Origin of the sequence: Archangium violaceum Cb vi76 (assembly GCF_000733295.1) — a bacterium.
GTDB classification, from domain to species: domain Bacteria; phylum Myxococcota; class Myxococcia; order Myxococcales; family Myxococcaceae; genus Archangium; species Archangium violaceum.
Map to the genome: position 1 here is coordinate 18,313 of NZ_JPMI01000109.1, position 24,059 is coordinate 42,371.

General features: G+C 68.5%; 23 protein-coding genes. 9 read left to right on the forward strand and 14 right to left on the reverse strand.

Annotation, left to right across the window (positions count from 1 at the left end):
- Positions 1-35 precede the first annotated feature (35 nt).
- The 4 genes from Q664_RS16705 to Q664_RS16720 all read right to left on the reverse strand — a co-directional run bounded on the left by Q664_RS16705 (position 36) and on the right by Q664_RS16720 (position 3,619).
- Positions 36-434, reverse strand: a complete 399-nt coding sequence (locus tag Q664_RS16705; RefSeq protein ID WP_043395838.1) for a HesB/IscA family protein — start codon at positions 432-434, stop codon at positions 36-38.
- 28 nt (positions 435-462) lie between these two features.
- Positions 463-861, reverse strand: coding sequence for a Fe-S cluster assembly scaffold IscU (gene iscU / locus Q664_RS16710; protein WP_043395842.1), 399 nt, complete (start codon positions 859-861; stop codon positions 463-465).
- Between the two features lie 109 nt (positions 862-970).
- Positions 971-2,332 (reverse strand): IscS subfamily cysteine desulfurase, encoded by a 1,362-nt coding sequence (locus Q664_RS16715; protein WP_235216736.1) that lies wholly within the window; start codon positions 2,330-2,332, stop codon positions 971-973.
- Between the two features lie 303 nt (positions 2,333-2,635).
- Positions 2,636-3,619, reverse strand: coding sequence for a WD40/YVTN/BNR-like repeat-containing protein (locus Q664_RS16720; RefSeq protein ID WP_160174421.1), 984 nt, complete (start codon positions 3,617-3,619; stop codon positions 2,636-2,638).
- Positions 3,620-3,993: 374 nt separating this feature from the next.
- On the opposite strand from Q664_RS16720, the gene Q664_RS16730 reads away from it, so the two are divergent.
- The gene (locus Q664_RS16730; protein ID WP_152622138.1) at positions 3,994-5,451 is read left to right on the forward strand and encodes a hypothetical protein; all 1,458 of its coding nucleotides are present in this window, start codon (positions 3,994-3,996) and stop codon (positions 5,449-5,451) included.
- A 216-nt stretch (positions 5,452-5,667) separates the two neighbouring features.
- A complete protein-coding gene (locus Q664_RS16735; RefSeq protein ID WP_043395857.1) occupies positions 5,668-7,419 on the forward strand; it encodes an SPFH domain-containing protein in 1,752 nt (583 codons plus the stop codon).
- 159 nt (positions 7,420-7,578) lie between these two features.
- Here the strand turns inward: Q664_RS16735 and map are convergent, their stop codons facing one another.
- The 5 genes from map to Q664_RS16760 all read right to left on the reverse strand — a co-directional run bounded on the left by map (position 7,579) and on the right by Q664_RS16760 (position 11,507).
- Complete coding sequence (gene map, locus Q664_RS16740) at positions 7,579-8,559, reverse strand: type I methionyl aminopeptidase (RefSeq protein WP_043395860.1); 981 nt, start codon at positions 8,557-8,559, stop codon at positions 7,579-7,581.
- Positions 8,560-8,675: 116 nt separating this feature from the next.
- Positions 8,676-9,218 carry an HPP family protein gene (locus Q664_RS16745; protein ID WP_043395862.1) on the reverse strand — a complete coding sequence of 181 codons (543 nt, stop codon included), beginning with the start codon at positions 9,216-9,218 and terminating at the stop codon, positions 8,676-8,678.
- A gap of 55 nt (positions 9,219-9,273) precedes the next feature.
- Complete coding sequence (locus Q664_RS62150; protein ID WP_052518242.1) at positions 9,274-9,615, reverse strand: hypothetical protein; 342 nt, start codon at positions 9,613-9,615, stop codon at positions 9,274-9,276.
- 39 nt (positions 9,616-9,654) lie between these two features.
- Complete coding sequence (locus tag Q664_RS16755; RefSeq protein WP_043395865.1) at positions 9,655-10,887, reverse strand: DUF1990 family protein; 1,233 nt, start codon at positions 10,885-10,887, stop codon at positions 9,655-9,657.
- Positions 10,884-11,507, reverse strand: coding sequence for a DUF1990 family protein (locus tag Q664_RS16760; protein WP_052518243.1), 624 nt, complete (start codon positions 11,505-11,507; stop codon positions 10,884-10,886). The genes Q664_RS16755 and Q664_RS16760 overlap by 4 nt, the downstream gene beginning before the upstream one ends.
- A 95-nt stretch (positions 11,508-11,602) precedes the next feature.
- On the opposite strand from Q664_RS16760, the gene Q664_RS16765 reads away from it, so the two are divergent.
- The 5 genes from Q664_RS16765 (at position 11,603) to Q664_RS16785 (ending at position 16,436) form a co-directional block, all read left to right on the forward strand.
- A complete protein-coding gene (locus Q664_RS16765) occupies positions 11,603-11,893 on the forward strand; it encodes a hypothetical protein (protein WP_200883713.1) in 291 nt (96 codons plus the stop codon).
- 58 nt (positions 11,894-11,951) lie between these two features.
- Positions 11,952-12,395: a MaoC family dehydratase gene (locus Q664_RS16770; protein ID WP_043395868.1), complete on the forward strand. Its 444-nt coding sequence runs from the start codon at positions 11,952-11,954 to the stop codon at positions 12,393-12,395.
- Positions 12,396-12,615: 220 nt separating this feature from the next.
- On the forward strand, positions 12,616-13,578 hold the full coding sequence (locus Q664_RS16775; protein ID WP_160174422.1) for a class I SAM-dependent methyltransferase: 963 nt from the start codon (positions 12,616-12,618) through the stop codon (positions 13,576-13,578).
- A gap of 49 nt (positions 13,579-13,627) precedes the next feature.
- Complete coding sequence (locus Q664_RS16780) at positions 13,628-14,875, forward strand: MFS transporter (protein WP_043395870.1); 1,248 nt, start codon at positions 13,628-13,630, stop codon at positions 14,873-14,875.
- A gap of 142 nt (positions 14,876-15,017) precedes the next feature.
- Positions 15,018-16,436: a protein-disulfide reductase DsbD family protein gene (locus Q664_RS16785; RefSeq protein ID WP_043395873.1), complete on the forward strand. Its 1,419-nt coding sequence runs from the start codon at positions 15,018-15,020 to the stop codon at positions 16,434-16,436.
- A 277-nt stretch (positions 16,437-16,713) separates the two neighbouring features.
- Here the strand turns inward: Q664_RS16785 and Q664_RS16790 are convergent, their stop codons facing one another.
- Together Q664_RS16790 and Q664_RS60900 are read right to left on the reverse strand one after the other, a co-directional pair.
- Positions 16,714-17,076, reverse strand: a complete 363-nt coding sequence (locus Q664_RS16790; RefSeq protein ID WP_043395875.1) for a cupin domain-containing protein — start codon at positions 17,074-17,076, stop codon at positions 16,714-16,716.
- An 80-nt stretch (positions 17,077-17,156) separates the two neighbouring features.
- Positions 17,157-19,412, reverse strand: coding sequence for a S41 family peptidase (locus tag Q664_RS60900; protein WP_052518245.1), 2,256 nt, complete (start codon positions 19,410-19,412; stop codon positions 17,157-17,159).
- A 692-nt stretch (positions 19,413-20,104) separates the two neighbouring features.
- On the opposite strand from Q664_RS60900, the gene Q664_RS16800 reads away from it, so the two are divergent.
- Positions 20,105-21,721 carry a carbohydrate-binding module family 20 domain-containing protein gene (locus Q664_RS16800; RefSeq protein WP_063934710.1) on the forward strand — a complete coding sequence of 539 codons (1,617 nt, stop codon included), beginning with the start codon at positions 20,105-20,107 and terminating at the stop codon, positions 21,719-21,721.
- A 102-nt stretch (positions 21,722-21,823) separates the two neighbouring features.
- Here the strand turns inward: Q664_RS16800 and Q664_RS16805 are convergent, their stop codons facing one another.
- The 3 genes from Q664_RS16805 to Q664_RS16815 form a co-directional block, all read right to left on the reverse strand.
- Positions 21,824-22,363 carry a DUF2378 family protein gene (locus Q664_RS16805; RefSeq protein ID WP_052518246.1) on the reverse strand — a complete coding sequence of 180 codons (540 nt, stop codon included), beginning with the start codon at positions 22,361-22,363 and terminating at the stop codon, positions 21,824-21,826.
- A gap of 94 nt (positions 22,364-22,457) precedes the next feature.
- Complete coding sequence (locus tag Q664_RS16810) at positions 22,458-23,051, reverse strand: tRNA-uridine aminocarboxypropyltransferase (protein WP_043395879.1); 594 nt, start codon at positions 23,049-23,051, stop codon at positions 22,458-22,460.
- Positions 23,048-23,593: a hypothetical protein gene (locus Q664_RS16815; RefSeq protein WP_043395881.1), complete on the reverse strand. Its 546-nt coding sequence runs from the start codon at positions 23,591-23,593 to the stop codon at positions 23,048-23,050. The genes Q664_RS16810 and Q664_RS16815 overlap by 4 nt, the downstream gene beginning before the upstream one ends.
- Before the next feature lie 187 nt (positions 23,594-23,780).
- Between Q664_RS16815 and Q664_RS16820 the strand changes: the two genes are divergently transcribed.
- A complete protein-coding gene (locus Q664_RS16820; protein ID WP_043395884.1) occupies positions 23,781-24,047 on the forward strand; it encodes an arsenate reductase family protein in 267 nt (88 codons plus the stop codon).
- Positions 24,048-24,059 lie beyond the last annotated feature (12 nt).

A 24,059-nucleotide genomic window follows, 5' to 3' on the forward strand; every position in this document is an offset into this window, starting at 1 on the left:
GGGGTCTTGAACAGTGGGTCGGCTTGGACAGCAGGTCAGACGGAGAAGCTCTCGCCGCAGCCGCACGAGCCCTTCACGTTCGGGTTGTTCAGCTTGAACCCCGAGGCCATCAGCGTCGACTCGTACACGATCTCCGTGCCGAGCAGATACAGGTAGCTCTTCGGATCCACGAACACCCGCACCCCGTCCCGCTCGAAGATCTTGTCCTTCTCGCGCGGCTTCTCCGCCCACTCCATCACGTACGCCAGGCCCGAGCACCCGCCACCCCGCACCGCGATGCGCAGCCCCGCCTCGGGCGTCTGCCGCTCCGCCAGCAGCCTCTTGAGCTGCTCCACCGCACTGTCATGCAGCGTGATGCCTCGCGCCGGCTTCGCGGCCGGGGCGGCAGGCGCCGTCTGCGTCGGGCTCGTCTGTGTAGTCGCCTGCTCGTTCATCACGTGCCTCCTCCTTCAACCGTCCTGCTCAGGCCTTCTGCTGCCGGGACTCGCGCTTCTTCTTGAAGTCCTCGATCGCCGCCTTGATGGCGTCCTCGGCCAGCACCGAGCAGTGGATCTTCACCGGCGGCAGCGCCAGCTCACGGGCCACGTCCTTGTTGGAGATGGTCATCGCCTGGTCCACCGTCTTGCCCTTCACCCACTCGGTCACCAGCGAGCTGGACGCGATGGCCGAGCCACACCCGAACGTCTTGAACTTGGCGTCCTCGATGATGCCCTCGTCGCTGATCTTCAGCTGCAGGCGCATCACGTCGCCGCACGCCGGAGCGCCCACCAGGCCCGTGCCCACGTTCGGGTCGGCCTTGTCGAGCGTGCCGACATTGCGGGGGTTCTCGTAGTGGTCGATGACTTTGTCGCTGTAGGCCATGCGTCTTTCCTTACCTATATGAAGCCGTGTCAGCGGGTCCGTTACCCGGCGTCCAGGCCGGGGCTGGGAGCCCGTTCGCCCTCCACTCAGGGGAGGGCTCGAAAGAGGGCTAGTGCGCCGTCCACTCGATGCTCTTCAGGTCGATGCCTTCCTTGGCCATCTCGTACAGAGGGCTCATCTCGCGCAGGCGGTTCACCTTGTCCACCATGAGCTTGATGACGAAGTCGACCTCCTCCTCGGTGTTGAAGCGGCCGAGGCCGAAGCGGATGGAGCTGTGCGCCAGCTCCTCCTCCACACCGCACGCGCGCAGCACGTACGAGGGCTCCAGTGACGCCGAGGTGCACGCCGAACCCGAGGACACCGCCACGTCCTTGATGGCCATCATCAGCGCCTCGCCCTCGACGTAGGCGAACGAGATGTTGAGGTTGCCCGGCAGCCGGTGCTCCATCGAGCCGTTCACCGTCACCATGTCCAGCTGATCCATGATGCCCTTGCGCAGCTTCTCGCGCAGGCGGAGCAGGCGCACGGACTCGTCGGCCATCTCCAGGCGGGCGAGCTCCGCCGCCTTACCGAAGCCCACGATGGCCGCCACGTTCAGCGTGCCCGAGCGCATGCCACGCTCATGCCCGCCGCCGTCGATGATGGGGGCGATGCGCACGCGCGGCTTGCGGCGCACGTAGAGCGCGCCCACGCCCTTGGGGCCGTACATCTTGTGCGAGGTGATGGACGCGAGGTCCACGTTCATCTCCTCCACGTTGAAGGGCACCTTGCCGATGCCCTGCACCGCGTCGCAGTGGAAGAGGATGCCGCGCTGGCGGCACAGCTTGCCGATCTCCGCCACCGGCTGCACGGTGCCGATCTCGTTGTTGGCGAGCATGATGGAGACCAGGATGGTCTTGTCCGTCATGGCCGCCTCGAGCTTCTTCAGATCGATCCGGCCGTCCTTCTCCACCTCGAGGTAGGTGACGCGCGCGCCGCCGGTGGGCATCTCCGCCCACTGCCGGTACACCGGGTCGCTGTCGAGGTCGTGCTTGATGGACAGCTCGGCGAGGTTGTCGCGCGACACGGGCGCGCCGGTGAGCTGGGCCAGCCGCATCAGCTTCAGCTCGTCCAGCCGCTCCTGGCGCACGCGCTCCAGGCGCTTGCAGGTGTCGAGCACCGCCTTGTGCTCGGTCTTCAGGGTGATGATGTGGTCACCCTTGTCCTTGTAGAACTCGACCACGCCCTTGATGGCGAGGTTGTCGGACTCGGTGGCGCCCGAGGTGAAGACGAGCTCCTTGTCGGACGCGCCGATGAGCGCCGCCACCTGCTTGCGCGCCTGCTCCACCGCCGCCTCGGCCTTCCAGCCGAAGGGGTGGTTGCGCGACGCGGCATTGCCGAAGTCCTCGCGCAGGTACGGCATCATCGCCTCCAGCACCCGAGGATCCATCGGGGTGGTGGCGTGGTTGTCCATGTAGATGGGCAGCTTCAGCATCTCGGTAAACCTTCCGGGCGGCTGTCTGTCCGCTCGCCGCGAGGGCCGGATAACCCCGCGTGCTTCCTAGGTGCGCCTACATGGACACACCTAATGTGGACTGGAACGGTCAAATATAAAAGAGGGCTCCCCCGGTCAAGACGACATGCGGGGCGGGCCTCCCAGCCTCCATCAACCACGAATCGGACCGATTCAGTCCACTATACACCTCCGCCACCCCCTGGCACCTGCCTGAAGGGGTCCTTGGCTATCCGGGACCTGGGAGGCCTCATGTCGCAGGCCTGGCTACATGCTCCTCTGTCAGGCGAGGTGCAGCAGGTGCGCGCCGTCCGGGCGCACGGCGACGCCGGTGGCCGTGAGGGTCGCGTTGTATTGCGACATGTAGACGGCGGTCGCGCCAGCACGCAGGTGTTTGATGGAGACGTTGCCGACGGGACGGCGCCAGACGGGAGTGATGGGCCGTCCAGGGCCGGCGATGAACAGGGTCGTGCCATCGGTGCCGAGCCAGGCGCCGGGCGCCCAGGGCAGCGGCTCCCAGTCCGAGCTTTGGGTCGGTGTCAGCCAGAGCAGGGTGTCACGCCAGGAGCCGTCTGGCGCCGCCTCGGGCGGCAGGGGGCTCCAGGCCGCATCGGTCTCGCGACGCGCGTACAGGCCGCCATGAAAGGCCAGCCATGCGTCGCCAACGCGGCTGATGATGGGCGCGCCGGCGCCAGCCGCCAGTGGCGGAAATCCCTGGCTCCAATCCACCAGCAGCGGTTCGCCCGCATGGCCGCGGTAGATGCGCATGCGGTTGGTGGTGACGAGTACCTCGTGGGTGCCGATGGGATACAGGTCGGCGATGAGTTCGGAGCCGGTGTGGGGGAGACGCCATTTGAGCACCGGGGTGTCCGCAGTGATGGCCATCACCTCATCTTCAGCCGCAATCCAAATCTCCTCTCCCGCGAAGATGGCGGCATCCCCAATGTCCCCGCCGGGCAGCGGGGTCGAGGTCCACCGGGCACCGCCGTCACGCGATTCGTGCAGCATGTCACCGGCCACCGCCAGCAAACGGTCCGGGCGCGCCAGGACGACGTGAATGCGCTCCGGCGCGGTGAGCGGCGTGAACGTGGCGCCAGCGTCGTCGCTGCGGTAGAGGCGGGTCTCGCTACCAGTGCCACTGCGACGAGTGAGTAGGAGCACGGTCTCGCCGGCCACGGGAACGAATGTGCTTTCGAAGAGGTCGTCAGGGTCCGGGAACATGCTTCCAGCATAGCGGCACGGCGGCCACACATCCGACTGCTTCATCGGCAACAACGGGAGCCGGTTGTAGGCTGCGGAAGCCTACCAGGTCGTCGGAGGTTTTATGTCTCAAGCCCGGTTGCCGTCCCCTCACGCGCTGGCACTGGCGGTTCGCCTGCATTTCCAATTCATGGCGTCGAGCACACTGCGGGGTGCCGCCAGCGTGGCCCTGGTACTCGCCTCTTTGATGGGCGCTGGCGAGGTATGGGCATCCGAGCCCCACCGCCTGGGCATGGATATGAACCCCCGCCTACAAATGCAAGAGTTGGCCCTGGTCATTTGAAGAGATAAACCCGCTCCGCTGCCTGAAGGAGGGGTTCACGGGTAAATCGGGTATGGCCAACGGTGAGCCGGACCTGTGGGATTTCACCGAGAGGACCATGTACGAAATCACGACGCCCTCGGGGATGGCCTTCCGCGGCGGCAAACTCGCGGCGCAGCTCAAGCTCGCCAACGACATCTGCTCGAAGGTGGAGTGCGGCGGCGTCACCTTCCGTCCTGGGACCTGGTCTCCCAAGGGGCCCTGTTATGCATTGGGCGGCGAACTGTACATGCGCGTCCAAAACGTCAGCGGCATCCTTGTCTACCACGCGATCCTGGACGCGACGAAGCAGACGGCGCTCGCCACCACCCTCACGACGCTCGCGGCGCTCTTGAAGAGCGGTCTCGTGCAGCGGATTGGCGGGGCGCTCGGGCAGCGCCTCGGCGGCAAGGCGGTACCGGGCTACGCGGTGGCGTCCGCGCTGGCGGTGGTCATCCTGCTCGAGTCGGGGCGGGCGGAGGCGAAGGTGGGCTTTGGCGGCGACGAGCCACTGGTCGCGCTGTTCAAGTCGCTGGAGCACAAGGGCACACCGGTACCGCCAGAAGTCCGCCAGATGCTCGAGAACGAGCCGAAGTTGAAGAAGGCACTCGAAGACGCCATGACCAGCAAGAAGGGCCTGACGCGGACGCAGCGGGAACTGAACGACCAGGTCCTTCACATCATCAAGGACAACCATGAGCGTTTCAGCGCGGAAGACCTCACCCTGCTGCTGGGCATGACACAGTTGGCGGGGCCGGCCCTGCCCGCGTCGGACGTGACAGTCCAGACACTCCGAAATGTGCTCGAGGCGAAGAAGGCCGGTAGGTCCGGTAGCGGGACCAACGTTGGCAGCGGCAGGAGCGGCGGCTCGAGCGCGGCGGCGAAGGTGGATGGTGCTCCGGCGGCGAAGCGCAAGGTCTTCGATGCCCTGTTCAGCCGCACCGGCAAGGGCCGTCCCGTGCCCACCGATGACGAGGTGAACCTGTTCCTCTCCATTGTCCCGCCCGACCTGTGCGACGAGGAGGTAGCGGCGCTGGTCGCTCAGATTCAGCCCTGGGTGGGCGGCTCCGTTGCCGACGTCCTGGCAGGACTGACGACGGTGGTGGCGGCCATGCGAATGCCACGGACGGGGGCGGAGTTGCCGCGGGCCATGGCCGATGACACGAGTGGCTCGGTCGCCGCGCCGCCCGACTCGGAGGGAGCGTCCAGGGAACTGCTGATGGCGGCATTGGCCTCCCTCGTGCGCCTCGGCGACTACTCGCGGGTGGACGAGGGCACGCTCTACTTCGAGTCGAAAAGGGACGAGCTCGAGACCGGCTCGACGCTGACCAGGACGTTGCTCACGGTGCTGGGAGGCAAGCGTCTTGCCGCCGTCGTCTCCTTCAAGGTGACCGGCACCGGGGATGACTGGGTTCAGGTGATGATCCTCGGCTCCAGTGTGTGGGGCGATGCCGACCAGAACTCATGGGGTACACCGGACGGACTCGTGTCGAACAGGCCGGTCAAGTTGTTCTGGTACGACGCCAGGAAGAAGTGAGCAGACTCAGGCAAGGCGTAGAGGGGAACGAAGCTGCTGTCGAAACGGTCGCCGGTTCCGCGCCTCACCGGGTGCACCGCTCCGGAGCGCTCCACCTTGGAGCAGGTGCACCAGGGTGGAGCACCCCGCGGGGCCAAGTGCGCGATTTCAGGGCAGCGAGGGGTTGGCCGACAGACTGCAATTCGGGGACTCCGAGAGATTTCGGAGGGTGCACCGATGAGCACGAACGAGAAGCGGGCCGTGAAGCTGAACGCCGTGGGGGCCATGGAGCTGTCGGTGGGTGGGAAGAACGAGCTGGTGCGGAGCGGGGGGGGCGAGCCGCCGCACAGGGACGAGCCGCGCCGGTACGCGCAGGCCGGGTGGAGGGCGGGCAAGCCGGAGGAGGACCCGGAGAAGATGAAGAAGTGGGGTCTGGTGACGGCGAGGCCGAGCGAGTTCCTCATCCACATGCGGCGGGGCCGGGTGCGGGAGGTGAGCGGGCAGGGCGCCTCGTGCTTCAAGCTGCCGGGCGACGCGGTGGCGATCGTCCCGACGAGCGTGCAGCGGCTGCAGTTCACCGCGGACCAGGTGACGAACGAGAAGGTCGGCGTGCAGGTGACGGGCCTGGCGGTGTACCGGATTGTCGATCCGCTGGTGGCCTTCCGGATGCTGAACTTCTCCTTCCCGGAGCGGGCGCAGCAGAAGCTGGCGGAGCTGCTGCGGGAGATGTTCGTGGGCGCGGTGCGGCGCCTGGTGGCGAACCTGTCGGTGGAGGAGTGCCTCTCCAAGCGCAAGGAGGGCATCGCCACGGAGTTGATGAAGGAGATCGCTCCGGTGGTGTCGGGGAAGGGGAGGCCGGAGGACCGGACGGATTCTGGGTGGGGCGTGGTCCTGGACACGATTGAGATCCAGGACGTGCGGGTGCTGTCGGAGACGGTGTTCGCGAACATGCAGGCGCGCTTCCGCGAGGAGCAGGAGCGGGTGGCGCGCGAGGCGGAGCTGGCGAAGGAGCGCTTCATCCAGCGGGAGGAGGCGGAGGCGGAGCGGCAGACGGCGCTGACGCGGCTGGCGACGGAGGAGGAGGTCCGTCACAAGAGGCAGGAGGCGGAGGAGCAGGCGAAGCTGGAGGCGCTGGCGGTCGAGTCGAGGGTGGAGGAGGCGCGGGTCGCGAAGGAGCGGAGCACGCGGCAGGCGCAGGTGTCGCTGGAGCGCGAGACGGCGCTGGCGAAGCTGAACGCCGAGCTGGAGGTGAGGGAGCAGAAGGCGAAGGCGGAGGAGGGGCAGAAGCTGGCGGCGCTGGAGGCGGAGCGGAGGATGTCGGAGGCGAAGCTGGCGCAGGAGCGTGCGCTGGCGGCGTCGAAGTCGCAGGCGGAGCTGGAGCGGTTGAAGCTGGAGCAGCAGGCGCAGACGGCGAAGCTGACGAACGAGCGGACGTTGGCGGTGGCGAAGGCGCAGGCGGAGCTGGAGCGGCTGAAGCTGGAGCAGGAGGCGGAGGCGGCGCGGCTGGTGCACGAGCGGCAGATGGCGGCGGTGAAGGCGGAGGCGGAGCTGGAGAAGATGCACCAGGAGCAGCAGGCGCAGACGGCGCGGCACGGGGCGATGATGGCGGTGTTGCAGCAGGAGGCGGAGCGGGCGAGGGCGCAGGCGAAGGTGGCGGAGGCGCGGTGCGCGATTGCCGAGGCGGAGCTGGCGATGGCGGAGATGGATGCGCGCAAGGCGCGGATCACGCAGGACCCGGAGCTGGCGAGGGTGAGGGCGATGAAGGAGATCGAGAACACGCTCTCGCCGGAGGCGATCCAGCTGGTGCTGGCGCAGCAGTTGCCGCAGGTGGCGGCGGCGTTCCAGCAGAAGATGGGGGAGGTGCACGTGACGGCGGTGGATGGGGCGAACCCATTCGGCTACATCGCGGCGGCGGTGGAGGGAGTGATGGGCCTGGCGCGCTCGGCGGGGCTGCAAGTGCCCGCTGTGAAGAAGGACCAGGCGGTGTAAGCCCTGCCCAAACCCATCAGCCCCCTCACTCGAGCAACCCTCCCTCTCCCCTCGGGAGAGGGTCGGGGTGAGGGTATCCGGGCCCCAGGTTGAATCCGCGTCAATCCCCTCTCCCTCTGGGAGAGGGTCAGGGTGAGGGTGGCCCCCCCCAGAACCGCGTCACACCTGGGTCAGAATCTCCGCACCATCCCGAGTGACGTAGATGGTGTGTTCGAACTGCGCGGACCGCTTCCCATCGGCGGTAACCACGGTCCATCCATCATCCCAATCCAGGTGGCGGACGGAGCCCATGGTGAGCATGGGCTCGATGGTGAAGAACATGCCCTCTTCGATGATGTCGGTCGCGTGATAGTCGAAGGTATGGGCCACCTGCGGCTCGAGGTGGAAGATCTCCCCGATGCCGTGGCCGCAGTACGACTGCACGACACCATAGCCGTAGCGCCTGGCATGGGCCTCGATGGCGCGGCCGATGACGTTGATGGGCAGTCCCGGCTTGACCGCTTCGATACCCAGCATCATGCACTCGCGAGTCACGCGGAGCAGCTGTTCGGAGGCCGCGTCGATCTTCCCCACGGGGAAGGTGGCCGAACAATCCCCATGCATCCCATCGAGGTAGATGGTGACGTCGAGGTTGACGATGTCGCCATCTTCCAGGGGCCGGCTGTCGGGGATGCCGTGGAGGATGACCTCGTTGACCGAGGTGCAGAGGGACTTGGGGAAGCCGTGGTAGTTCAGGGTGCTGGGGTAGCCACCGCGGCGGATGTACTCCTCGTGGCAGATGACATCGATCGTGTCGGTAGTGACGCCGGGCTTCACGGCGGCGCCGCAGACCTGGAGGACCTCGGCGGCGGCGCGGCAGGCCCTGCGCATGCGCTCCACGCGGGTGGCGGGGTCTCCCTTGGCGCCAGGGCCGGGGCGGCCCGTGTCCGCGTAATCAGGCCGGGGGATATGAGCGGGCACGGACCTGCGAGGGCTCACCGCACCGGGCCGCACACGCCGGGAGGCGGGGGCGGGCGCGCGGGCCTGCGAGTCCTCGCCGCGGTGACACTTCTTGTACTTGTTCCCGCTGCCGCACCAGCAGGGCTCGTTGGGGCCGGGCAGCTTCGTGGGGGCAGCGAGTGTCGTACTGGTCGTGGTCATGTCCGTGCTTCCTCCGTCAGGTGCCGCTGGCGCACCCTATCTACACCTCCGGAAACGCCGGGGCTCATGCGATTTGCGCATGGCTCGCGGTGCCCGGGGGTGATGGGGGCAACCGCCTACTCCCTGGCCAGGTGTCTCCGGCGGCCCCCCTGGAGCCGCCCGAGCAGGTAGAGGGTGCCGCGCTCCAGCAGCACGAGCAGGGCTACCACGAGGAGGGACAGCAGGAAGAGGGCGAGGTTGCGCTCGTCCCCGCTGCGGTAGGCGAAGGCGAGCGAGGTGGACACCGCGGGGGGGTGGACGGCGTCGAGCCCGACCATGAACACGATGGTGGTGAGCATGGCGGCCCCGGCGGCCAGGTACTGCGGCCCGAAGAGCAGCAGGTAGGTGCCAAAGCCCGCGAGCGCCGCCAGGGTGTGGGCCACCACCAGCGTGCGCACGCTGTTCATCCCGTGCTGCGGATCCAGGTAGATGAGGAAGGCGCTGGAGGCCAGGGAGGCGAAGAGCACCCGCTGATGGCTGAGGGCGTCCACGAAGGCGAGGACGAAGAGGATGATGAGCGTCGGCAGCAGCACGAGCAGCAGCTCGTCCTTCAGGGACAGCCGCTGACGCAGCCGGCGCAGCGGTGGCGGTCCCGGCTTCAGACTCGAACGTTCGTTCACGTCGCGTGTCCCCGCCTCCCGGGGAAGTTCCCCGGGGGGGTGAAGGGGCCGAGGGTCAGCGGCGTTCGTTCTCCTCGAGTGGCCCCTGGCCGTTCTCGAGCGGACCCTCGCCGTCGTTGATGACACCGGGCTCATCGCCGATGACTGCGTCCTCCTGCTCCCGCTCCTGGCCCGAGCCCCCCAGGCCCTCCTGGAAGCCCTCCTCGGCCTCCCTGGCCGTCTCGCGCATTTCCTGGGCGGCCTCGCGCGCCTCCTGGGCTGCCTCGTCTACCGCTTGTCCGGCCTGGCGGGCCTCGTCCCGTACTGTTCCTTCCTTACGATCCTCACAGCCCACCGTCAGGCCGAGTGCACCGAGCATGCCCGCCAGTGTGAGGCTCTTCCATCCCAGTCGCATCATCTGTCCCTCCTTCGCATGGTGGTTTCACTTCGGAGCCGCTCAGCGAATGGCGTGGAGCAGCCTGTTGCCGAGCGCGGCGGCCACCGCGTCCTCCATCAGTCCTGCCACCACGTTGGGGATGCCCCACTCCCGTGTCATCAGCCGCCGCAGCTCGTAGAAGGCGAAGGACGAGGCCACGGCCGCCGCGGCGCCGAGCAGGGCCCGGCCCACGGTCATCTTCCGGTGTGGAGCGGCCACGGCGGCGCCCGCCAGTGCGCCCGAGAGGGCCCTCGCCACCAGGGACGGCGGCGAGACGCGCGCGGGGACCCACGGCAGCTTGTCGGCGACGAGCTCACCAGCGGCCAGCACGGTCAGCACGCGCGAGTTCCGCTCGGAGGCGAGCGCATGCACGCGCCCCTTGGGCGCATCCACGGGCTGCTGTGCCAACTGGTGACTGAGGAAGGCGGGGGCGCTGAAGCTCCGCATCCCGGCCAGCACTCCGAAGCCCACGGTGTTCAATAACGCATCCCGTCTCATGTGCTCACTCTCCTGCTCGACGCCGCCAAGCCGGCGGCCGAGGCTCTTCTGCGAGTAGAACTGCACCGGTTTCTCATCCACCTTCAGGTGTGCGTGGACCAATGCCTCGGCATCGGGGTGCCGATCCAGGCGGCCGGTGCGCAGCAGCTCCCGTAGCCGGGCGTGGGCCAGGTGGTGCCAGGCGCGCTGGTAGCGCCGGCCCATCAGCGCGAAGCCCAGCCGGCTCCACCAGTTGGGGAACTGGCCCTCGCGCCAGGAGGCCTTGATGTGGAAGCGCAACTCCCCGCTGCCGTGGTCCTTGCTGAGGAGGAACCACTCCCGTCCAGCCTCGATGTGCCCCCGCAGTGTGTCGATGCGGAAGCCGTACACGGTCCGCTCGTCCTGCTGCTCGGAGCGGATGGCGCCGATGCGCACCGGGCAGAGGTAGTGCAGGCCCATGGATTTGAGCTCGAGCAGCACCGGCCGGTCCTGCATGGGCAAGGCGGCGTCGAAGTGCCCGTACACGACGCGCGGGTCGGAGAAGCCGTAATAGACGAGGGCGTGCTTCAGCTTGTCGAACGCGTCCTCCGCGGTGGGCGCGCCCGGACGATCCCTCGCGATGATGGCCTGGGACTCCACCTGGTTCCAGCCGTTGTCGAGCGTCATCTCCTCCTCGGCCGCCTCGAAGTTGAGGGGGAGGGTGGAGGCCCGCTCGAGCCGGACCACCACCTCGTCCGCCGACCAGCCGCGCAGGAAGCGCCACTCGACGTGCGTCATGTCTCGTCTCCGCGAGCGAGGAAGGTGGGGCCCTGGATGTCATCCGCGCTCTCGTGTGCCTCTTCCATGAGGGTGGTCTCCGCGTGGAGGAAGCCGATGACGCCCTCGCCCACGGTGAGGGCCACGGCGTTCACGAAGTCGGTCCAGGTGTTGGTCTGCATGGCCTCGCCGCCGGTGCGGAATCCCAGGTACTTCACCCGCGAGCCGGAGCGGGCCCGGCTGCGGATGTGGAAGATGACGTCGCCCCGCTCGTTGCGGTAGGCGCCAAAGGTGATGCGTCCCGCTTCCGGGTGCCCGGGCAGGGTGGCCAGGGTGAGGCTCTGGCGATCCCGGTGGATGATGCGTACGCGGAAGGTCCCCGCCCCCCTTATCTGCACCCGCAGCTCGTCGCCCGGCTCCAGGGGCCCGTCCCGTTCGTGCTCGGGCTCGAAGACGACCAGCTCCCTTGGCGCGAACTCCGGGAAGCGGCAGGCCACCAGCTCCATCACCTCCGTGGGCGGGCACACACAGCGCTCGATGATGGCCCAGTAATCTCGTTGCAACAGCGGGCCGTGGCCCTCCGCCGCGCAGAGCAGCCCATCGAACAAGCCACCGCCTGCCTCCGTGCCTGCTTCCCCCATCTCGCCTCCTCCACCGAACGTCCTCAATATGGTGCCGGGCGCAATGATGGGCGCACGGGGTCTGGGGATGGAGCCCCACCCGAGAGGAGGGCGGCATGCGGCAGGACATCAACCCGGCGAGCAGGCGATCGATTCAGGACTACCAGGCCGCGACGGTCATGCGCGCCGAGCACGCCGAGGGCTCGTTCACCCGGCTGCTGGAGCAGCAGACGGCGAAGATTCCCTCGGACTTCTTCCTCTTCGCCAGCCTGTGCGCGATGGCGTTCTCGCTGGGCGCGGAGCTGACGCGGCGCGACCGGGCGAGCCGCTTCGTGGGCATGTGGGTGGGCCCCCTGCTCATCATGGGCGTCTACAACAAGATGGTGAAGACGTTCGGCGCGCGCTGAGCCCCGGTTCCGTACCAACTGGTGCATGCTGCCGGCGCGGACACATCCGGAGACACGCATGCGCTACTTCGAGGACTTCCAGGTGGGCCAGGTGCACGAGCTCGGTACTCACGAGGTGACGCGCGAGGAGATCCTCGCGTTCGCCCAACAGTATGATCCCCAGCCCTTCCACCTGGACGAGGAGGCGGGCCGCCGTTCCATCTACGGCAGCATCATCGCGAGCGGCTGGCAGACCGCCGCCATCTGTCACCGGCTGCTGGTGCGCTCCGTGCTGGAGGACTCCGCCAGCATGGGCTCGCCGGGCGTGGACGAGCTGCGCTGGCTGCGCCCGGTGCGGCCCGGGGACACGCTCTCGGCCCGCATCGAGGTGCTCGAGGTGTCTCCCTCGCGCAGCAAGCCGGACAGAGGCTCCGTGCGGACCCGCATGGAGGTCCGCAATCAGCAGGGCGAAGTGGTGATGACGGAGAGCGCCGCCGTGCTCTTCCGCCGCCGCCCCGCCTAGGCCCCCCGGCAATCCGCGGAGGGGCGAGCGACCCCATGAGCGTCCCTCCCGCCGCACGTGCTCCTCTCTTCTTCTCACTCCGTGCGACCGTGTCGTTTGTGTTGGACGTGTCAGCCTGGAGTGCTACTGGGAGCACATGACTACCGCGATTTCCACGTTTTCTCGCTCGTTGGAGCAAATCGGGCAATTCGGAGCTCCGCTCGCGGAGATGCTGCCCCGCTTGCGTACGGCCGGACGGGTGGGACTCCACGCGAGTGGGCTGATGTCCGGTTGGGCCACCGCGCTGCCCATCGACGAGGTGGATCTCTCCTTCTTCAAGAGCAGCTTCAACGGGGCCATGGAGCTGCACGAGCGGGTGCTGGCGGATCCCGACAAGCGCGAGGCGCTGGCCCGGGCCGAGCGGGAGGATCTCCTCACGCTGCCGTTGTTCCTCGGGGCGATCCTCTCGGACATCGGGCGTGTGCGGCACAAGCAGCGCCACGGGCTGCGGGAGCTGCGGGTGGAGCCGGAGGATGCGTTCCCCTATCCGGACTACTACCTCACGGACTTCCACAACCAGGCCAACGGGGGCCTGTCGCTGCGCGCGGCGCTGACGTACGAGTGGCAGATCCGCCTGCTCTTCATGGGCGCCAACCGGCTCATGCGCCAGGGCGTCATCGACCAGATACCCGAGGGGAGCCACCTGGACATCCTCGACGTGGCGTGTGGCCCGGCGACGTGGATGCGCCAGGCGTGGCTGCAGGACCGGCGGCACCGCTACACGGGCATCGATCTCTCCCCGTCCTACCTGGAGGCGGCCCGGCTGTTGCGCCGCAAGGCCACGTTCCTGCAGATGAACGCCGAGCGGATGCTGCCGGAGTGGACGGAGCGCTTCGATCTGGTCACCTGCATCTGGCTGTTCCACGAGCTGCCGCCACCGGCCATCGAGCGCGTCACCGCGGAGATGGCGCGGGTGCTGGAGCCGGGAGGGACGCTGGTCTTCATGGATGCCATCCAGCAGGGGGACGCCACCCGTGAGGAGCAGGGCTCGTTCGAGCACTTCGAGACGTACTTCAACGAGCCCTACTTCCAGGACTACACGCGGATGGATCTCCCGGAGCTCTTCGAGCGCCACGGGCTGCGGGTGGTGAAGACGGAGCGCTGGTTCATGTCGAAGCTGCTGGTGTTGCGCAAGGAGGGGTAGGACGGGGGGAGGGAAGGCGCGCGGGGCGGTTCTCCGCTAGGTTCAGGGGGTGAAGCGGATCTCCTACCGGAAGGTGGGGCTGCTCGGCGCGCTGTACTTCGCGCAGGGCCTGCCCTACGGCTTTCAGTCCAAGGCGCTGCCCGTCTACCTGCGGACCCATGGGGTGTCGGTGCTGGCCATCACCGTCCTCGAGGTGCTGGCGCTTCCGTGGATGCTCAAGGCCCTGTGGGCGCCGCTGGTGGACCGCTACGGCTCGGAGCGTTTCGGCCGGCGCAAGTCGTGGATCCTCCCCATGCAGCTGGGCCTGGTGCTCACCTGCGTGGCGGCGGCCTTCGTGCCCATCGAGGGCCAGTTGCCGTTGCTGCTCGGCCTCGTCTTCCTGATGAACCTCTTCGCGGCCACTCAGGACATCGCGGTGGACGGCTTCGCGGTGGATCTGCTGGAGCCTCACGAGCTGGGGGGAGGCAACTCGGCGCAGGTGATGGGCTACAAGCTGGGGATGCTCACCGCGGGCGGGCTGCTCGTCTGGATGATCGATCTCATCCACTGGCGGGGCCTCTTCCTGGGGATGGCGGCGCTGTCGCTGCTGGTGCTCGGGGTGGTGCTCCAGACGCGGGAGCCCCGGCGCGTGGAGCGGGAAGGGGCGATGGAGGAGCGGCTGTCCTGGGCCGAGCTGCGGGACAAGATTCGCGCCGTGTTGGTGCTGCCCGGCACGGTGTGGATGTTGCTCTTCATCGGCACCTACAAGCTGGGCGAGACGATGGTGGATGTGCTCTTCAAGCTCTTCCTCGTCGACGCGGGTTTCACGGCCTCGCAGATCGGCCAGTGGGTGGGGACGTGGGGAACGGTGGCGTCGTTGCTCGGCTCGGCGGCGGGAGGGGTGCTCGCCACGCGGATGCCGGTGCTGGGGGCGCTCGCGCTCGCCTCGTGCCTGCGCGTGTTCCCGCTCGGGTGGGAGTGGTTGCTGGCGGTCCAGGGGCCCACGGAGACGGGCGTCATCGCCGCCACCGTGGCGGAGCACTTCTTCGGCGGCGTGCTCACCACCACCCTGTTCGCGTTCATGATGTCGCGGGTGGACCGGCGCATCGGCGCCACGCACTACACGCTGCTGGCGAGCGTGGAGGTGATCGGCAAGGGGCCCAGTGGTCCCCTCGCGGGCCTCCTGTACTCCCAGTGGGGTTGGAGCTACGCGAACGTGTTCCTGCTCGGCACGGTGCTCTCGGTGGCCTTCGTGGGGCTCCTCCTGCCGTTGCGGCGCATGGCGTCATCGACCTCCACCCCCTCGCCCACGGTGTAGGAGCCGTGGCCCCTCGGGACGCCCGCCCGGCTGCTGGGGAACGAGGCGGAGGAGGGGTGGCGCGCGCTTGGGGAGCAACCTCGGGTGTAACCACGGGCCGCTCGCGCGTATATAGGGGGCCGCGCGAGGCGACAGGAGCGACATGGACGCGAAGAAGAAGGTGGGACTCATTGCGGCGGTCTTCGGGCTGGCCGTGGCCGTGGTGCCCTTGCTCCTCCCCACGGGCCCGAGCTCGGGGTTGGACGCGGCGCGCTTCCTCGAGGCCGGCAGCTTCGCGCTCGGCGCGGCCGCGGTGTTCGCCGGCGGTCTGCTCACCGCGATGACTCCCTGCGTCTACCCGCTCATCCCCATCACCGTGTCCGTCTTCGGGGCGCGCAAGGCCGAGGGCCGGGGCAAGGCGCTCGTGTTGACCAGCTCCTACATCATCGGCATGGGGGTGGTGTTCAGCGGGCTGGGCGTGCTGGCGGCGAAGACGGGACAGGCCTTCGGCTCGATGCTGGGCAGTCCGGTGGTGGTGACGGGCCTGGCGCTGTTCCTCCTGCTGCTGGCCACGTCCATGTTCGGTGCCTTCGAGCTGGCGCTGCCTGGTGGACTGCAGCAGCGGCTCAACTCGGTGGGCGGCTCGGGTGTCACGGGCGCCTTCCTCATGGGCAGCGTGTCCGGCTTCCTCGCGGCGCCGTGCACCGGGCCGGTGCTGACGGGCCTGCTGGCCTTCGTGGCCAGGTCGCAGAGCACGGGGCTCGGCGCGGCGCTGCTCTTCATCTACGCGCTCGGCATTGGCGTGCCCTTCTTCCTCATCGGCGTCTTCACCGTGCGCCTGCCCCGGGGCGGGGTGTGGATGGAGTGGGTGAAGAGCGTGCTGGGCATCGTGCTGGTGGCGCTCGCCATCTCGTACATCCGGGACGCCTTCCCCACGGTGGGTGGGGCGGTGAAGGGCGTGGCCGAGCAGCTCGGCCACACGCCGGGCGCGCTCATCGCCGCGGTGCTGGCGGTGCTGGGCGTGCTGCTGGGCGCCATCCACCTGTCCTTCAAGGAGGGCGCGCGGGAGTTCACGCTCAAGGGCTTCGGCGTGGCGCTGGTGGTGGTGGCGCTGGTGCTGCGTGGCGGCGCCATGGACGCGAAGTCGGCGGGGGCGCTGTGGGTGTCGCTCGGGATGATGGAGCCGCCCAAGGCGCCCACGTTCGAGTGGCACGCGGTGCTGCCGGTCAAGGGCACGGGCTTCGCGCCCGAATCCCTCGAGCAGGTGCTGACCCGGGCGAAGAGCGAGGGCCGGCCGGTGATGATCGACTTCTTCGCGGAGTGGTGCGCGGCCTGCAAGGAGCTGGATCGCGAGACCTATCCGGCGCTCGAGGTCATCAGCGAGTCGGGGCGCTTCATCAACGTGAAGGTGGACGCGACGAACAGCGATGACGCGCTGGACGCGCTGATGGAGCGTTTCGGGGTGGAGGGCCTGCCCACGGTGGCCTTCATCTCGTCCAACGGCGAGATGCTGCGCGCCCCGAGGGTGACGGGCTTCCTCGAGCCGCGCTCCTTCGTCGTCGAGATGAAGAAAGTCAACTGACCATGAAGAAGGTCAACTGACCACGAAGAAGGTCATCTGACGGCCAGGGTGCCCATTTCCCCTCTCCCCTCGGGGAGAGGGACGGGGTGAGGGTATCGGGTGCACTCTGGTTGAACCTTGTGTCCCCATTGTGGGCCACGGGTTGGAGAACGGGTTCGGGAACCCTCACCCCAACCCTCTCCCGAGGGGAGAGGGAGCTGTGGGCCCCCTCGAGCATTTTCCTGAAGAGGAGCAGTTGTCGCTCCTGAAGAGGAGCAGGTGTCGCTCCTGAAGAAGCTCAGCTGTCGCGGTGGACGGTGTCGGGCGAGAAGGCGGGCAGGCAGATGGCGATGTACTCGGCGCCGTCGGCCTCGGGGGTGCTGTAGCGGACCCACTCGCCGGGCTCGGTGATGACGGCCTGCCCCGCGCGTACGTCCAGGTAGCCGCCCTTGTGCTCCACGCGCAGCGCGCCCTTGATGACGACGGTGATCTCCCGGAACTCGGGCGTCTGACCGGGCTCCAGCCACCCGCCGGGGCTGCGCATGTGGGCGACGCTGAGCTCGGCCTGCTTCGTGTTCACCCGCCCCACGTACTCGTCGATCAGCTTGGGCTTGTTGCCCGCGGCGGTGATGCGTGTGGGAGCGGGGATGAGGGTCGGCATGTCTCTCTCCGGGGAGGGGAAGGGTGCGCCGGCAGGCTACCAGCGCCTGGTCCTCCCCGGGCGAGAAGTCCAGGTACCTCCTACCGGAACGAGTCGCCGGCCACCGCGGCGCTGTTGCCCCTCAGGTACTCGAGCGCCTTGTCCAGCACCTCGTCCTTGCCGGACTGGATGCCCACGAGCGTCGGCCGCACGTAGACCTGGGGCCGCAGGCCCACGCGCTGCAACTGACGGCCATCCACGTGCCGCACGTCGTGGCCGGTGAAGATCATCGTGATGCCGCCGGGCAGCACCAGGTCCGTGATGTCGCCGTTGGCGCCCGCGCTCGGGCTGCCGATGAACGTGGTGCCGTTGGCCGCCTCGAAGAACAGGCCGGAGTGCTCGGACTGGCTGATGGCGCGCTCGTCGATGAGCATCACCGTCCGGCCGCGGTACAGGGGCACGTCCGCCTTGGGCAGCTCCTGGATGAACTTGTACCGGCCATTGGTCTCGGCCGCCGAGACGACGTTGCGTTCGAACACCGCGGCGTAACGCGCCTTGCGCGTGTTGAGGTACGGCGCGATGGCCCAGGCCGTCCCGTTCGGGTAGCCGCGCATGTCGAAGATGATGGCCCGGGTGCCCTTGAACTTCTCGAACATGGCCGCCACCTCGGACCGCTGCAGGCGCGTCAGGTCCACGTAGCCGGTGTTGTCCGCCAGCATCCGGTACGGCTCGCCCTGCTGGGGCTTCTGCAGCGACTGGATGCTCCGGGTGAAGCGCACCTGCTTCGTCTGCCCGCTGGCGTCATGCACGCCCAGCGTCGCCTGGGAGCCCTCGGGCCCCGCCAGCGCCTTGGCCAGCAGGCGGTGCCTCAGGTGCACCGGGTGCGAGGCCGTCACATACGGCTCCAGCGCCTTCATCCGCTCCGCCACCGGCTTGCCGTCGATCGTGTCGATGACGTGGCCCCGCACGAGCCCCGGTGCGGCCTCGGCGTCCCACACGTTCATCACCACCGCCACGCCGTCGATCTCCATCGCCTCGAAGGGGGCGTTCATGCCGGAGATGCCTCGCTTCTCCAGCTCGGGGTGGCCACGCAGGTTGGTGTGCCCGTCCTGCACGAGCGTGCTCAGCTCCGCCACCGCCAGCGCGTACTCCGCCGCGTCCTTCGCCTTCTCGAACTTGGGGATGAACGTGGTCAGCGCGCCATCCCAGTCCCGGGAGAGCAGGTGCTTGTACGGGTAGAAGAAGTGGATGACGTTCCAGGCCCGGAAGAGCGCGAGCAGGCGGTGCTCGCGGCCCGGGTAGAGCATGTCCTCGTACTTGCGGTCCGGCTGCCACCGGGCGGGAGGCAGCTCCGCCTCGCGTGCCGCCTTGCCCTTCTTCGCCGGCTTCTTCGCCAGGTCGAGCGCCTTCTGGAGCGTCTCGTCCTTGTCCGAGCGCGCGCGCTTGGGCAGCACCGCGTCCGCGCGCATGGGGATGCCCAGCTCGCTCAGGCGCACCGAGGCCGTCAGCCCCGCGCCCAGCTCCACCTGCGTCTGCTCCACCACCGCGCCGTCGTCCAGCCGGCCCTCGGTGACGAGCTGCGCCAGCCCCTGGGCCTTCATCGTGAGGGCACGGGTATCCAGGTACGACTTGTCATCCAACAGGAAGATGACCGGGCGCGCCTTGCCATCGCCCTTGGGGGAGAGCTCCTCGCCCGCCGTGGTGAGGAACGAGGTGGCGTAGCCGCCGCTCGTCCCGCCGAGCGAATGGGGGCGGAAGCCCGAGTGGAACACCGTGCGCTGCCCGGGCACCTGGAGCTCCTCGCTGAGCAGGAACGGCAGGAGCCTGCCGAGCGCCGTGGACATGGACCAGACGGCGTTGGGCTCCAGGCCGCGGGCGCGCAGATCGACGATCACCGCCTTGGCCTTGGCGATGTCCGGGCGCAGGGTGGCCACGACGGCCGCGTCCTTGACGGCGCGCAGATCCAACACGAGCACGTCCTTGGCCTCCCAACTGCGCAGCTCACGCACCGGGGCCGAGGGGGCCTTCTGTGCGCCCTCCTGCTGCTCGTCGGGGCGAAGGATGCGGGTGGCGGGATCCTTCAGCTCGTCCAGCATGGCCTGCACGGCCGCGGCGTAGGCGGCACGGTCCTTGGCGGCCTCCACCCGGGGGATGGCGTCCACGAGCGCGGCATCCCAGTCGATGTTCTTGTAGGCCAGGGCGGGGTGGCGGTAGCGCACCTGCCCCCACAGACGGGCCAGGCTCTCCAGACGCTCTTCCCGGGAGGGCAGGGCTTGGGGTTTGGGCTCCGCCGCCGACGCGGTGAATGCGACGAGGCCGAGGGCCAGCGCGAGACTCGTGAGAAGGGTGCGCAGCATGTACCTTCCTGGGGGAAAAGACCTTCCGGGACTCCAACGGTATCGCACCTCCCTCCTCGGACCGAAGAGGGGAGTGTGATTCCAGGGGGTTGTGCCCCGCCGGGAGCCCCTGCCTGCCCGCACCAGGGGTGTGGGCCGGGGAGGGGGGTGTGAAGCATTTCACACCGTTGGAGTGAGCCACCTCACAGCGCCGGAAGTGGGGCCGTGAGAAGGTGCTTTCAGAAACGGGGGGCGGTTTCGCCGAGCGAGGGGGCTTGCACTGCGGAGCCGGACATACCCCACGAGGCGCCTTTCAGTACAAAGGGGGGAGGCGCCTCCTGGATTCCCGCGAGGTCCGGGGGGGCACGCGGGATTCTACGTGGCCCGCTTCTTGATGCCGGGGGGCATCGGGGAGCGGGCCGCGGTCTTTTCTGGGGTCTGGAGCCGTGAGACGCACGGCGTAGACTCGTCTCCATTGGCCAGGACGGTGCCGTGCGGCTCTGGCCGGATGAGCTGCCCTGGGAGTCCCAGGCCCTGCGCGCGTGGCTGGCGACAGTGAAGGGCTCCGAGCCGTAGTCTCGATTCCCGAAAACGGACCGGGAATCCCTGGAGTGCCTTGACTTCACGCTCTGTGCGCCAATCAAGTGGCGTCTGGCGAAAGTGGTGAAAGGGGACCGCTCGCCCTCGAACCCCCCCGACAGACGAGACACGAGATGAACCGCTCCACGTTGTCGTCGTGCGCAGCGCTGGCGCTGGCCTGGCTGGCTCCGGCAGGTCAGGCCACCGCTGCCACCCAGCAGGCCCAGGCCAGCTCGGCCATCATGGTCCAGGGCTTCCACTGGAACTCGGCCAACGCCACCAGCCCCAACTGGTACAACGTCCTGCAGGGCAAGGCGAGCGACCTGGGCGCCATGGGCTTCACCCACGTGTGGCTCCCGCCGCCCACCGACGCGAGCTCCACCCAGGGCTACCTGCCGCGCCAGCTCAACGTCCTCAACTCGCGTTATGGCAGTGAGACCGACCTGAAGAACGCGATTACCGCCTTCACCAACGCGGGCGTGAAGTCGGTCGCGGACGTGGTCATCAACCACCGCGTGGGCACGGCCGGCTGGTACGACTTCACCAACCCCGCCTGGGGCACCTCCGCCGTCGCCGCCGGTGACGAGTGCAACTGCTCCACGGGCGCCGCGGACACGGGAGACAGCTACGGCGCCGCCCGCGACATCGACCACACCAACGCCGTCGTCCAGGCGGACATCAAGAACTGGCTGAGCGTCCGGCTGAAGGGCGTGGGCTTCAGCGGCATCCGCTATGACTATTCCAAGGGCTACGGCGCCAGCTACGCCAAGGTCTACCACGACGCCATGCAGCCGGACTTCTGCGTGGGGGAGATCTGGACGGACCTCAACTACGGCAACGTGGATGCGCACCGGCAGCTGCTGGTGAACTGGGTGGACGGGACGCAGGGCACGTGCGGCGTGTTCGACTTCACCACCAAGGGCCTGCTCAACCAGGCGCTGACCTACAACGAGTACGGCCGGCTCAAGGACTCCACGGGCAAGCCGGCGGGCGGCATCGGCTGGTGGGCGCAGAAGATGGTGACGTTCGTGGACAACCACGACACCGGCCCGAGCGAGTCCTGTGGCAACGGGCAGAACCACTGGCCCGTGCCCTGTGACAAGGTGATGCAGGGCTATGCCTACGTGCTGACGCACCCGGGCATCCCCTCGGTGTACTACGCGCACATCTACGACTGGAACCTCAAGGCGGCCATCAAGGCGCTGATGGACGTGCGCAAGGCGCAGGGCATCACCTCGACGTCCACGGTGGCCATCCAGCGCGCCGAGAACGGCCTGTACGCGGCCATCATCAACGGCAACACGGCGATGAAGATCGGCGCCACGGCCTGGGACCCGGGCACGGGTTGGACGCTGGCCGCCTCGGGGTCGGGCTACTCGGTGTGGACCAAGGGCTCCACGGGCGGCGGCGGCACGTGCACCTCGGTGCCGGTGACCTTCAGCATCTCCAACGCGAACACCACCTTCGGGCAGGACCTCTATGTGGTGGGCAACCAGACGCAGCTCGGCAACTGGACGCCGGCCAGCAGCTTCAAGCTGACCATCCAGGGCACGGGCGCCAACGCCACCTGGAGCGGCACGGTGAATCTCACCCCCTCCACCGCCATCCAGTACAAGTTCATCAAGTACAACAGCGGCACGGGCGCGGTGGTGTGGGAGAGCAACGCGCCCACCACCAGCGGCAACCGCGAGGCCACCACGGCGGCCTGTGGGAACTCCACCACGCTCAACGGCGGCAACTTCCGCTTCTGAGCCGGTCCGCCCTCCGGCCGCGCGCGTCACCAACTGGTCCGACTGTTGGACCAGTTGCTCACGCTCGGGCCCGGAGGGTCCCCCCCTCGGGGGTTGCCGGACCTACTCCGTCCAGGAGATCCGGAACGTGGCCTCGCCGTTGGGACCGCTGGCGGCGAGCGTCACCGAGAGATCCTTCGCACCCGCCCGCTCCAGGCCCTCGGAGAGCAGGCCCCGGAAGTAGGCGGTGCGCAGGGCGTAGTTGAACCACAGCTCGTAGGTGCCCGGCCCCAGCTTGCGCAGGCGCGTCTCGGTGTAGTTGTTGGCGCTGCGGAAGTTGCGGCTCATGCGATCGAGCGTGCGGTGCGGCCCGAGCAGCTTCGTCACCGAGAACACCGCCTTGCCCATCAGCGTCTCCTGGTAGGAGCACATGAAGGCCCGGCCCAGCTCGAAGCCCGCCTCCTCCTGGGACAGCTCCGGCCAGAGCCGGCCGGTGATGAAGTCGATGAGCGCGGTGTACGTCTCCACCGGGTACGCGGGCAGCAGCGGCTTGCTCGGATCGACTCCCAGCGCCGTCAGCCCGGAGAGCAGCTCGGGCGGGACCGGTTGCCCCAGCACCCGGAGATTGCTCTGCACCGTGTAATCGAAGATGAGCTTCTGCATCGCGCGGCCCACCCTACCACTGGGAGTGTGCCCGTGACGCCTACTCGACACTCCGTCAACTGGCCGCGCCGCCCCTGGCGCACCGCGGCGAAGCTCATTCGTCGTCGTCGTCGAGCCGGCCCCGGGCGGTGAGCACCCGGTCGATCATCAGCTCGTGGAGGGCGTAGAGGGGGCGGGCCACCTCCTCGCCCTCGAGGACGGAGATGGCCCCGGCGATGGCCTCCACGGTGGACATGCCGTAGGGGTGGGGCGAGCGGCGCAGGCGCCGGGCCTCCGGTGGGGGCGGGGGCAGGGCGAGCCCCGGCAGGCGGCGCAGTTCGGGGAGGCGCTGGTACATGCGCCGGGCCTGCGTCCAGTTGCCATCCAGCACCACCAGCCGCTCGGGCGGAGGCGTGCCGGGAGGGGGCGGCTGGGCATCCGGGAAGAGCAACCAGGTGCCCGGCTCGGTGAGCACGGAGATGTCGAAGGGCTGCCCCGGGGCCCCATAGGTGAGGATGCGGCACCGGGTGAGGGCGAGCCCCGCCAGCCGCGCCGTGTTGGTGGACTTGTTGGCTTCCTTGTTGTGCCGGATGACGAGGAAGCGGGTGCGCGTCTCCAACCGGGGCACCTCGGCGCAGAGGCAGAGGGCGGTGGGCAGGTAGCAACCGGGACAGCGGCCGGCGAGATCCGCCGGGGTACGGGACCTCATTTGCCCTGACGATAACGCTGCATCAACTCCCGCGCCTCGCGCAGCTTGGACTCGACGAAGCGGTCCTCGGCGTCCATCTCGTCGTCCGAGTCCAGGCCGAGCTGGAAGAGGGCCGAGAGGCTGGCCGGGTTGACGTCGAGCCACTCGGCGGTGCGGTCGAGCACGTTGCGGCGGCGGCCGGCGAAAGTTTCTGGGCTCTCCTCGGGGAGGCAGCGGCAGATGCGGGCCGAGTCGCTGCCCACGTCCACGTAGAGACCGAGCACCTCGGTGTCCAGCTCGGTGGCGATGGCGGAGGCGGCCTCGGTGACATGGGCGGCCAGGGCGTGCGCGGCGGAGCGCTCGGTCATGGAACGCACCAGGTAGACGCGCCATCCGGCCTCTCCGAGCGTACCGGCGGCCTCGAGGGGAGCCAGCTCGGCGGGCGGGGCGGAGATGCGCGTGAGGACGCGGCGCACGGGCGCCTCGATGTGCTCGAGCTGGGCGCTCGAGGTCGGGCAGAAGAAGACGACGCGGTACTCGCGGCTATCGACGGAGGGTTCCATGAGGGTACTGCTCCCGCGGGCACGGACGGGGCCAACCAGAGAGGACCACTCCCCTGGCCTGGAGCGCAAGCAGGTAATTGAGGGAATGCGAGGGGACTGCTACACGGCGGGCATGTCCATCACGCTCTATATCAAGAACGGTTGAACGGGTTGTAAGTCAGCGCGGGAGTTTCTCGCGCAAAAGGAAGTGCGGGCGGAAGTCCGGGAGCTGGTGAAGAAGCCGCTGAGCGAGGCCGAGGTCCGGGCGCTGGCGGCGAGGATGGGAGGGGTCCGGGAGCTGATCGCCCCCAAGAGGAAGGGGGAGCTGGGGGCGCTGGGCGAGGAGGAGCTGGTGAAGCACCTGGCGGCGAACCCCAACCATGTGCGCCGGCCGCTGATCGACACGGGGAGCCAGCTGCTGGGAGGCTTCACCGCGGAGGTCCGGGCCGCCCTGGAGAAACAACTGAAGAAGTAGGAGCGGCCCCAT